The following is a 10,262-nucleotide window of genomic DNA, read 5'->3' as shown; positions in this document are numbered from 1 at the left end:
ATTGCGAGGGTTCGCCCGAAGCAATCCATTAATAATCAATACTCTGGATTGCTTCACTCCTGTTGGCTCCGCCGATTTTCAATTCGCAATGACGAAAAGGCCTTGCTTACTGATAACTGTTGACTGTAGTAGTTTGTTACTTTTTAGTTAAATTCCGGTTTGTCATGCTGACGATAGGAAGCATCTCCTGTTTCTCGGGGATCGGGATCCTTCCCTGCGGTCAGGATGACAAAGAGGGTAGCCGTGCGAGCAAGGGCTAACGGCTAAAAAATAGTTGTGGAGTTTGTTACTTTTTAGTTAAAAAGTTACGAGTAGACGAGATACGAGGTACGAGTTGTTGACTGTTGACTGTCGCACGTCATTGCGAGGGTTCGCCCGAAGCAATCCATTAATAATCAATACTCTGGATTGCTTCACTCCTGTTGGCTCCGCCGATTCTTCGAATTCGCAATGACGAAAAGGCCTTGCTTACTGATAACTGTTGACTGATGACTGTAGAGGTTTGTTACTTTTTAGTTAAATTCCGGTTTGTCATGCTGACGATAGGAAGCATCTTCTGTCTCCCGGGGATCGGGATCCTTCCCTGCGGTCAGGATGACAAAGAGGGTAGCCGCGCAAGCAAGGGGCTAACGGCTAATGGCTAATTGACTGTAGAGTTTGTTACTTTTTAGTTAAAAAGTTACGAGTAGACGAGATACGAGGTACGAGTTGTTGACTGATGACTGTCGCACGTCATTGCGAGGGTTCGCCCGAAGCAATCCATTAATAATCAATACTCTGGATTGCTTCACTCCTGTTGGCTCCGCCGATTCTTCGAATTCGCAATGACGAAAAGGCCTTGCTTACTGATAACTGTTGACTGATGACTGTAGAGGTTTGTTACTTTTTAGTTAAAAATGAATAAGTAATAATTGATGACGAATGTAAAATGAATATATAAACTGAACAATCAGACGCGACAATAAATATTTTATAAAACTTAATATTATATTTATATAATTTTAAAATACAAATATGCTTCTACAATTTCTTTTCGTACTTGTTGCTATAATTATAGGCGCTCGTCTGCAAGGTATCGGGTTAGGTGTAATGGGTGGGCTGGGGCTGGCAGTCCTTGTTTTCGGTTTTGGGTTGGAACCAACATCGCCTCCTATCGATGTAATGCTGATGATAGTTGCCGTAATAGCAGCCGCGGGATGTATGCAGGCTGCCGGAGGCCTGGACCTGATGGTGGCGATAGCGGAAAAACTGCTTCGTAAACATCCCCAACGAATCACACTTCTGAGTCCTATGGTAACGTATCTGTTTACTTTTGTCGCAGGAACAGGACACGTTGCATATTCCGTCCTTCCGGTGATAGCGGAAGTTGCACGCGAGACAAATATACGTCCCGAACGCCCGTTGTCAATAGCCGTAATAGCATCTCAACAGGCAATAACAGCCAGCCCCATATCAGCCGCAACTGTAGCCTTGTTAAGTATGCTTGCCGGATATAATATTTCATTACTAAATATATTAATGATAAGTGTACCTGCTACTTTGGCCGGTGTTTTGCTAGGAGCTCTTGTAAGTATGCGTATGGGAAAAGAATTGCATGAAGATTCCGAATATATGGAAAGATTAAAAGCCGGAATGTTTGACACAAATAAAACTGAAAGCAAAAAGGAATATATTGTCAGGAGTAGAGCCGGACTTTCTGTATTGATCTTTATATCGGCCACCGCTCTCATTATCCTGTTCGGGTCTGTTGAAGGACTCAGGCAATTAGGCGATAAAACAATGAATATGCCCATAATAATTGAGATACTAATGCTGTCTGCCGCTGCGTTGATCCTTCTTACTACCAGGACTAACGGGATAAAGGCTGCTCAAGGATCGGTTTTTGTGGCCGGCATGCAAGCCGTAGTTGCCATTTTCGGTATTGCATGGATGGGAGATACCTTCATTAATGGGAACATGTACCAATTGCGCTCCTCTATCGAAGGAATCGTGACTTCTATGCCTTGGGTATTTGGTATAGCGCTTTTTGTCATGTCCATCCTACTATATAGCCAAGCGGCTACAGTACGGGCTTTGATGCCTTTAGGAATAGCCCTTGGAATTTCGCCTTGGTTGTTGATCGCTCTTTTCCCTACGGTAAACGGATACTTTTTCCTCCCCAACTATCCTACAGTAGTTGCTGCTATTAACTTCGACCGCACAGGTACTACCCGCATCGGCAAATGGGTACTGAACCATTCCTTTATGCTGCCGGGATTAGTTGCCACCATTGGCGCTGTTTGCACAGGGTTGCTTATAATTACCTTAATTGGAACTTAATTAGCTGGTAATTACCAGTTTAAGACATGAACGGCATGGCATGCCGCCAATGCCGCTGTTTCTGTCCGGAGGCGGCTCTCCCCTAACGAAATAGGTTGAAATCCCGAGAGAATCGCTTCTTCCACCTCTTTTTCGGAAAAATCACCTTCGGGACCTATTAATATAAGTGCATTCATCCCTTTTTTATAAACCTCTTTCAGAATCGGTTTTTCTTGCGGATAACAATGTGCTATAAATTTTTGTCCGTCAAATTCCTGTTTTACAAATTGGGAGAAAGATTGCATTTCATCCAATCGGGGGAGGTACGCTTTCTGCGATTGCTTCATTGCCGACACAAGTATTTTCTCAATGCGCTGAAGTTTTATTTCTTTTCTTTCAGAGTGTTGACAGAGAATGGGGGAGAAACAGTCTATTCCTATTTCTGTCGCTTTTTCGGCGAACCATTCTACACGATCCATATTTTTGGTCGGAGCAAATGCTATCTGTAAATTGAAATTCCGGTTTTTCTTCTGAGGAATTGATTTTACAATATTGACAATGCAATGCTTCGGGTTTGCCTGTATAATCTCCGCGTCATAGAAATTACCTTTCCCATCTGCCAAAAGGATTTCATCACCTTCCTTTTTTCTCAATACTTTTATACAATGCCGGGCTTCCTCAAAGGGCAACTCCGAATCAGTAAGTATATCAGGGGTATAAAAGATCGTTTTCTCCATACTTATCTCAGCCAATTATCTATTTCTTCGGAAGTTAATTCTTCCTCTATTTCTATACTTGCTCTCAGGTTTTTAAAGGTTCGTTGAACAGTAAAGCTACGACTATTCATAAAGAAGTTCACATCCTCTTTACTTGCATCCGCCAAATGTTTAAAACATCCTTGTAAAAGAGAATTCACTTCTTCATTTGAAGACAATGGAGACGACATGGCCTCGATAAAATCATCCGTCGCTTGTTGTAAGTTTTCCATTCAAATATATCTTTTGTAAAGAAATTTGACCAAAGTTATTAATATTTTGCCGATCTTTTTATAAAATGTTAATAATAAACCGACCTGTCACGGCAGTTTTTAATTTGCCGTACCAACAGCATAAATACTTATTTTACATCCTTCACTTTTTAGAATTTCTTTGGCACAGGATTCTATGGTGGAGCCTGTCGTAATAACATCATCTATCAACAGGATATGCTTATTGATAAAAGTATCTCTATCTGACAAGGAGAAAATATCCTCTACATTTGTCCATCGGTCAAAGCGAGAGTTCTTCGTTTGTGATGGGTTATTTACCGTACGGATTAATGTTCCTGAATTGACGGGAATCCCTGTTACCTCCGATAGTCCTTCGCAAACTTTCAAAGACTGGTTATAACCTCTTTCTTTCTGCCGTTTAGGGTGCAAAGGCACAGGGACTAAAAAGTCGACAGAGCGGATAAATTCGCTTCCCTTTATATTTTCTCCGCTAAGTTTCCCTATAAAATATCCGATATCGGGGTTACGCTTATATTTTAATTCGTGTATAATCTGCTGGAGGCTTCCACCCTTTATGAAGTATGCAAAAGCAGCCGCTCGCTCAAAAGGAACCCGCCCGGCGAAAAACTGTTCCAAACGATTGTCAGCCTGTAAATGAAAATTGGTCTTAGGAAGTAATAACAAGCAATCTGTGCAGATGTGCTGCTCACCATCGATAAGCCTTTCTCTGCAAACAACACAGAGATCAGGGAAAAACAGGCTAAGGAAACTATGGAGTATATTCTTCATAATCATCTCCCATAAGTTTATTTACACATTTGATCGCTAAATCCATTGTAAAGCCCCTGCCCAGAGCGAAGCGGATAAGCTTCGTTTTCTTGTCGTAGTCGTTTTTCCCTTTAACGGACTTGATCTTTACAGAAAGGATATGCATCAACTGTTTTTCAAATTCATCTCCTGATAATTCTTCCAGAATAGAATTATAAACAGATTCCGGAATCTTTCTTTTTTTGAGTTCGTAAACGATCTTAGTCCGTCCCCATTTATTAAAATTCAGCTTATCGTTGATGAAACTCCGTGCAAACCGGGTGTCATCCAAATATTTCTCTTTTTTAAGACGGTCTATGATCCGTTTGCCGGCATCTTCGGAAAGCTCCCATGCTACAAGCTTTTTCCGCACATCGAACTCCGACCGTTCTGCTCTGGAACAATAAGCGGCAACACGGTTGAGGGCTTGGGGTTCGGATAGTTTCATATTTACTTATCGTTTAAGATTGCCCTGACCATCCTGTCTTTTTTACTCAGATCCTGAAATATGGCTACATCTGTGAAGCCTTTTCCTCTCAGCATATCCGCAACCTCTTTTCCTTTGGCCTGATTGATCTCGAAATACAGTTTCCCTCCCGTATTGAGCAACTCTTTCGCAATATCGGCTATCCGTTTATAAAATAGTAAAGGATCGTTATCGGGTACGAAAAGAGCTACATGGGGTTCGTAATCGAGGACATTTTGTTCCATCGACTCTTTTTCATTTTCAAGAACGTATGGAGGATTGCTTACAATAATATCGAATTTCTTATCCTGTGGATAGTCAGACAGGACATCTGCCTGTTTGAAAGAAACTGTTGTCGAATTTATCCTACTATTTGATGTGGCCACATCGAGAGCTTTATAAGATATATCCCAAGCCGAGGCGTCGGCATCTTTCATATGCTTTGCCAACGAGATAGCAATAGCGCCGCTACCGGTTCCTATATCCAAAACACATAGTCCTGTTTTATCGTTTTCTTTCAGGATTAGCTCGACTAACTCTTCAGTTTCAGGCCGTGGAATCAACACATTCTCGTTAACACGAAAAGGCAGACCGAAAAATTCTGTTTCTCCCAAGATGTATTGGATGGGTTCGTATTTTTTCAGCCGTTCAATAATAGAATTGATCTGTTGTTGCTGATCCGGCAGAAATTCCGTTTCTGCCAATAATGCCTGATGATAGGATTTCTTGGTTATATGCTCTGTAATAATACGCGTAAATCCCGAAATTTCACTTTCAGGATAATACGTATACAATGATTCTTTAATATGTGAAACCGCTTTCCGCATCGTTATTCTGTTTCATCATCATATTTCTGGAACAGGAAATCGTTGTAAGGATAACGCTCGATGTGTATCTCTTTCACCCGGTTGTAAACTTTTTCTTTCAGTTCATCTATGTTCACCTTGTTTCTGGCAGAGATAAAAATGCAGTCGTCGTGCATCTTATTCATCCACGACCGCTCAAGTTCTTCGAGCGAAACATTTTCCTTGGTTTTAGGAGTCAGGTCGTCTTCATCCTTTGGTTTGTAAGTAAAAGCATCTACTTTATTAAATACAAGAATCGTTGGTTTTTCGTTCTTGTCAATATCCAGGAGAGTGCTTTTCACGACTTCGATTTGCTCTTCAAAATTGGGATGAGATATATCTACTACATGCAATAGCAAGTCAGCCTCGCGCACTTCGTCAAGAGTAGATTTGAACGATTCGACCAAATTCGTTGGCAACTTACGTATAAACCCGACAGTGTCTGACAAAAGAAAAGGCAGATTTTCGATAATCACTTTACGCACAGTCGTATCTAAAGTAGCGAACAGTTTATTTTCAACAAAAACTTCCGATTTACTCAGCAGAGTCATTAATGTTGATTTTCCTACATTGGTATATCCAACGAGGGCAACCCGCACCATTTTGCCCCTATTTTTGCGTTGCGACGCCATTTGTTTGTCAATGGCCTTTAACTCCTCTTTCAGAAAGGAAATTTTATTTAAAATGATACGGCGGTCGGTTTCCAACTGGGTTTCACCAACGCCACGCATCATTACGCCTCCTCCCCGCTGGCGGTCTAAGTGAGTCCATAGACGGGTCAATCGAGGTAGCAGATACTGATATTGCGCCAATTCCACCTGAGTTTTTGCATATGCGGTTTGCGCACGCATAGCAAAAATGTCGAGGATAAGGCTTGTACGGTCAAGGATCTTTACCTGTAGCTCTTTCTCGATATTACGTATCTGCTTAGGAGACAACTCATCGTCGAAAATAACAAGGCCTATCTCGTTGTCTTCCATATATTGTTTTATCTCCTGTAGCTTTCCGGTTCCCACAAAGGTTACAGGATTAGGCTTATCCATTTTTTGGGTGAAGTTTTTTGCCGGAACGATACCCGCGGTATCAGCCAGAAATGCCAGTTCGTAGAGATACTCTCTCACCTGCTCTTCGGTTTGCTCTTGTGTAATAAGCCCCACAAGGACGGCTTGTTCATTTTTTGATTCCGATATAATAAAGTCTTTCATATAATCTAATTTGGAAATAAATCTAATTCGTAAACAGGAAATCCTGTACGAAAAAATAAAGGTAAAAATAATTTGGTGAAAAATAGGCCGGGCTACCGGTAGATATTTTCAGCTAAAAGAAGCGATTTATAATTTCCATTGCATCAAATTTTTCATATATAATCACAGACAAAAAAAGAGCCTGCCTTGGTATAGACAGACTCCTATATCTTTTTTCAAAAAGAGTATTAAGCTTTTGTATTAACTCTCTTTTCTTTGATTCTCGCTTTTTTACCTGTAAGACCACGAAGGTAATACAATTTAGCGCGACGAACTTTACCCACTTTGTTTACAGTGATACTGTCAATAAATGGAGATTCGATAGGGAAAATTCTTTCTACACCGATGTTGTCAGACATTTTACGAACAGTGAAACGTTTTTTATTCAGATGTCCGGAAATTTTGATAACTACACCGCGGTACTGCTGTACACGTTCTTTGTTACCTTCTTTGATACGGTATGCAACAGTCACTGTGTCGCCACTTTTAAATTCAGGAAACTCTTTTCCTGTAGCGAATGCTTCTTCTGCAACTTTAATTAAGTCCATGATTATATGATGGTTTTGTTGTTAAAATACGCAATATACACGAGTCTCTCCCGTCAGAGATTACGCAAAGCGGATGCAAAGATAAATATATTTCCGGAATAACCAAAGGGTCAAGCCCTTATTATGTTACTAAATTTCAGGTTCTACCCAATCTCCGTTTATTTTGATAAGTTGCACCAATCTTTCCACAGCAAATTCAGACGGGATATTTTTCTCTATCAGGTTTTTCTTTTTGTATAAAGAGATTTTACCTTTTTCTGCGCCTACATATCCATAGTCAGCATCTGCCATTTCGCCCGGTCCGTTAACGATGCAGCCCATTACACCTATTTTCAGATGTTTGAGATGGGATGTTGCACCTTTTACCAGCGCTACTGTGGTTTGCAGATCGAATAGTGTACGTCCGCAACTCGGACAGGAGATATATTCCGTTTTACTTGTTCGAATACGCGACGCCTGCAAAATACCGAACATATAAGCATCGACATTTTTTAAAGGAATCGCACCTTCATTTTGCAGCATAATACCATTTCCAAAGCCATCCAGGTAAAGCGTTCCGAGATCGGCGGCGGCCTTTATCTGTAAGTCTTCCGTTTCATTTTCTGTATAATGGCGATTAAAGATAACAGGTGTATCGCAGTCATTAATCATCAAGGCATGGACTACAGCACGCTGTTCTCCAAGCCCGTTTATATGATTTGTAGACACGATAAGGACTATTGATTTGTCTGATCTCAATAGATCTATAACACTCTTATCTAATTCCGGATATGATAATTTAAAGAATTTTACAGACGCAGGATTCTCTTTTATTCCGTTCCGGTTTGATATATTAAACAAAGGATATGTATTTTTCTCGCCCTTCCAGCCCTCAACATCGATAATAGATGGTATCGCACGCGGGGCTGCAATAGGTAATTCTGTCCCAACATAGATATAATCGGGCAAGAAATGACTATTCAATTCAAAATTTCCTTGCGAACGATCGGATATAACTACCGGCAGGTTATCTCCTCCAATATTTTCTGCCACATAAGTTTCCCTTCTGTCGGTAGAAAACGGAGAATATTTTGGGCAGGCTTCTGCCACTATCTCAGGATGATTTGCCTTTTGGGTGATATATGCGACCAACTTCCGGGCAACCGGCACTTCAAACTCGGGGTCTTCACTCAACGAGACACGGATCGTATCGCCTATCCCGTCAGAAAGCAAAGAGCCTATGCCTACGGCTGACTTGATGCGGCCGTCTTCTCCGTCACCTGCTTCGGTAACTCCCAAATGCAAAGGAAAAGCAAGTCCTTCTTTTTCCATACGGGCAATCAGCAGGCGCACGGCCTTTGACATTACAACCGTATTAGAGGTTTTCATGGAGATTACAATATCTGTAAAATCTTCTTCGAGGCATATATGCAGAAATTCCATGCACGACTCCACCATGCCTTCGGGAGTATCGCCATAACGGCTCATAATCCTGTCGGAAAGAGAACCATGATTCACGCCGATACGTATGGCTGTTTTATGTTCTTTGCATATATCTAAAAGAGGTGCTAATTTTGCCTTTATCTTTTCTATTTCCAGAGCGTATTCCTCACCGGTATATTCGAATGTTTCAAAAGTCTTTACACGATCGACAAAGTTCCCGGGATTGATACGTACTTTTTCTACAATTTTAGCAGCTGCCTCAGCAGCGCGAGGATTGAAGTGTATGTCGGCTATCAAAGGAGTTGTATACCCCTTCCCTCTGACCACTTCTTTTATATTCCTGAGATTTTCGGCTTCGCGCACTCCTTGCGCAGTCAGGCGGACATAGTCGGCTCCGGCCTGCACGATTCTAATCACCTGTTCGACGCTGGCCTCCGTATCATTTGTATTCGTATTAGTCATTGACTGTATCCGGATAGGATTCTCGCCACCGATAGGTGTATCACCTATTCTGGCCACAGATGACGCACGTCTTTTATAATTGAAATAGTTCATGTCTATTTTTAGTTGAAGTCAAAATATATAACAAAGATAGACTTTTTTTGTTGCAGGAGATTTAAGGGATTGTTTTTTGTATATCCATGTCTTTATAAATTTACATATGGATTGTAAACTATCAGAAAGATATTGTTATTTTTGTAGATGAAACTGAAAATATTTAGCCTATGATTGAGGGGCAAAACAAAAAAGACAGATTATTATAACCTAAAAATTAGTCCATTATCAAAACGGCGATCGGAGGATCACCGGAGGATTTGGTGGAGGATTTATGTTAAAACTGTTTATTTACCGAAGGATCAGCGGAGGATTGAGACCTCCGGTCGGACATCGGTCGGTTAGGTATCATGATAACAAAATATGCCTCTATTTATGATAACAACCTGTTATCATAAATATGTGCACTTTTTAACAGGAATAATGATAACAAAAGCGCTTATTTTGAATTTCCGTTTTTAACAGGATTTAAGGATGATTTCCTGCTAGATACTTATGCATAGAAGTATTCGGTGGTATGGTATCTAAGACTATCCTGTATCCGCCTGTGGAATTACTGGATGCAGGCTGTATTTGCGACAAACCATGGGAATTACCTTCTTGCCTGCATAAAATGAATACTTTAATCTAAAATGAGAATTTTGGACATGATTAAAACTTATAGTTGTGCAACAAACACGTCTGCGCGAGCGGGGGGAAATATATTGTCATTTTAAACATCTTTTTCCGCTTGCGAATATACCTGAAATTCCCCGATTTTTTCTCTTTTAACCTCGCGAATAAAATAATCGCCTGAAAATCAATAAATAATAACCTTGTTTTACTGTCAAATAGTAATCCGGTATGAGGAAAAATTGACGAATTGTCACTAAAAAATACCTCGAATTACGATTTGGCAAGAAAAAATATACGAATTGTCCACTCTGTTATTTTTTTATTTTTCAGGTTCGCTAGTTAAAACCATGTACTTTAGTGCAAGGCTTTAGCTTCTATAAATGTTTAAAATTCTTACATAAGTACAACGTTAATGGAAAATCGCAGCAGTACACATAATGTCAATAGGTTGCAAGTACATTTGGTTTGGATAAC

At 40.5% G+C, this 10,262-nt stretch carries 9 protein-coding genes; 1 reads left to right on the top strand and 8 read right to left on the bottom strand.

The window, feature by feature from the left end:
- The first annotated feature begins 1,014 nt into the window (after positions 1–1,014).
- Positions 1,015–2,319, top strand: a complete 1,305-nt coding sequence (locus ACYPZI_RS15070) for an anaerobic C4-dicarboxylate transporter family protein (protein ID WP_459603056.1) — start codon at positions 1,015–1,017, stop codon at positions 2,317–2,319.
- An 11-nt stretch (positions 2,320–2,330) separates the two neighbouring features.
- On the opposite strand, the gene ACYPZI_RS15065 is transcribed toward ACYPZI_RS15070, so the two are convergent.
- The 8 genes from ACYPZI_RS15065 to ACYPZI_RS15030 form a co-directional block, all read right to left on the bottom strand.
- Entirely contained in the window at positions 2,331–3,035 is a 705-nt protein-coding gene (locus ACYPZI_RS15065; RefSeq protein WP_459603054.1) for a 16S rRNA (uracil(1498)-N(3))-methyltransferase, read from the bottom strand.
- Between the two features lie 2 nt (positions 3,036–3,037).
- The gene (locus ACYPZI_RS15060) at positions 3,038–3,286 is read right to left on the bottom strand and encodes a hypothetical protein (protein WP_459603052.1); all 249 of its coding nucleotides are present in this window, start codon (positions 3,284–3,286) and stop codon (positions 3,038–3,040) included.
- Between the two features lie 99 nt (positions 3,287–3,385).
- The gene (locus ACYPZI_RS15055) at positions 3,386–4,075 is read right to left on the bottom strand and encodes a ComF family protein (protein WP_459603050.1); all 690 of its coding nucleotides are present in this window, start codon (positions 4,073–4,075) and stop codon (positions 3,386–3,388) included.
- Positions 4,056–4,541, bottom strand: coding sequence for a regulatory protein RecX (locus tag ACYPZI_RS15050; RefSeq protein WP_459603048.1), 486 nt, complete (start codon positions 4,539–4,541; stop codon positions 4,056–4,058). Before ACYPZI_RS15050 ends, ACYPZI_RS15055 begins: the two co-directional genes overlap by 20 nt.
- A gap of 2 nt (positions 4,542–4,543) precedes the next feature.
- On the bottom strand, positions 4,544–5,386 hold the full coding sequence (prmC, locus tag ACYPZI_RS15045; RefSeq protein ID WP_459603046.1) for a peptide chain release factor N(5)-glutamine methyltransferase: 843 nt from the start codon (positions 5,384–5,386) through the stop codon (positions 4,544–4,546).
- A gap of 2 nt (positions 5,387–5,388) precedes the next feature.
- Positions 5,389–6,609 (bottom strand): GTPase HflX, encoded by a 1,221-nt coding sequence (hflX, locus tag ACYPZI_RS15040; RefSeq protein WP_459603044.1) that lies wholly within the window; start codon positions 6,607–6,609, stop codon positions 5,389–5,391.
- Positions 6,610–6,836: 227 nt separating this feature from the next.
- Positions 6,837–7,196 carry a 50S ribosomal protein L19 gene (rplS, locus tag ACYPZI_RS15035; RefSeq protein WP_459603042.1) on the bottom strand — a complete coding sequence of 120 codons (360 nt, stop codon included), beginning with the start codon at positions 7,194–7,196 and terminating at the stop codon, positions 6,837–6,839.
- Positions 7,197–7,325: 129 nt separating this feature from the next.
- Positions 7,326–9,173 (bottom strand): 4-hydroxy-3-methylbut-2-en-1-yl diphosphate synthase, encoded by a 1,848-nt coding sequence (locus ACYPZI_RS15030; RefSeq protein WP_459603040.1) that lies wholly within the window; start codon positions 9,171–9,173, stop codon positions 7,326–7,328.
- Between the last annotated feature and the right edge of the window lie 1,089 nt (positions 9,174–10,262).

The sequence above is a fragment of the Dysgonomonas reticulitermitis genome, assembly GCF_054601275.1.
Note: the sequence above shows the minus strand (reverse complement) of the source record. Positions and strands in the feature narration are given on the sequence as shown.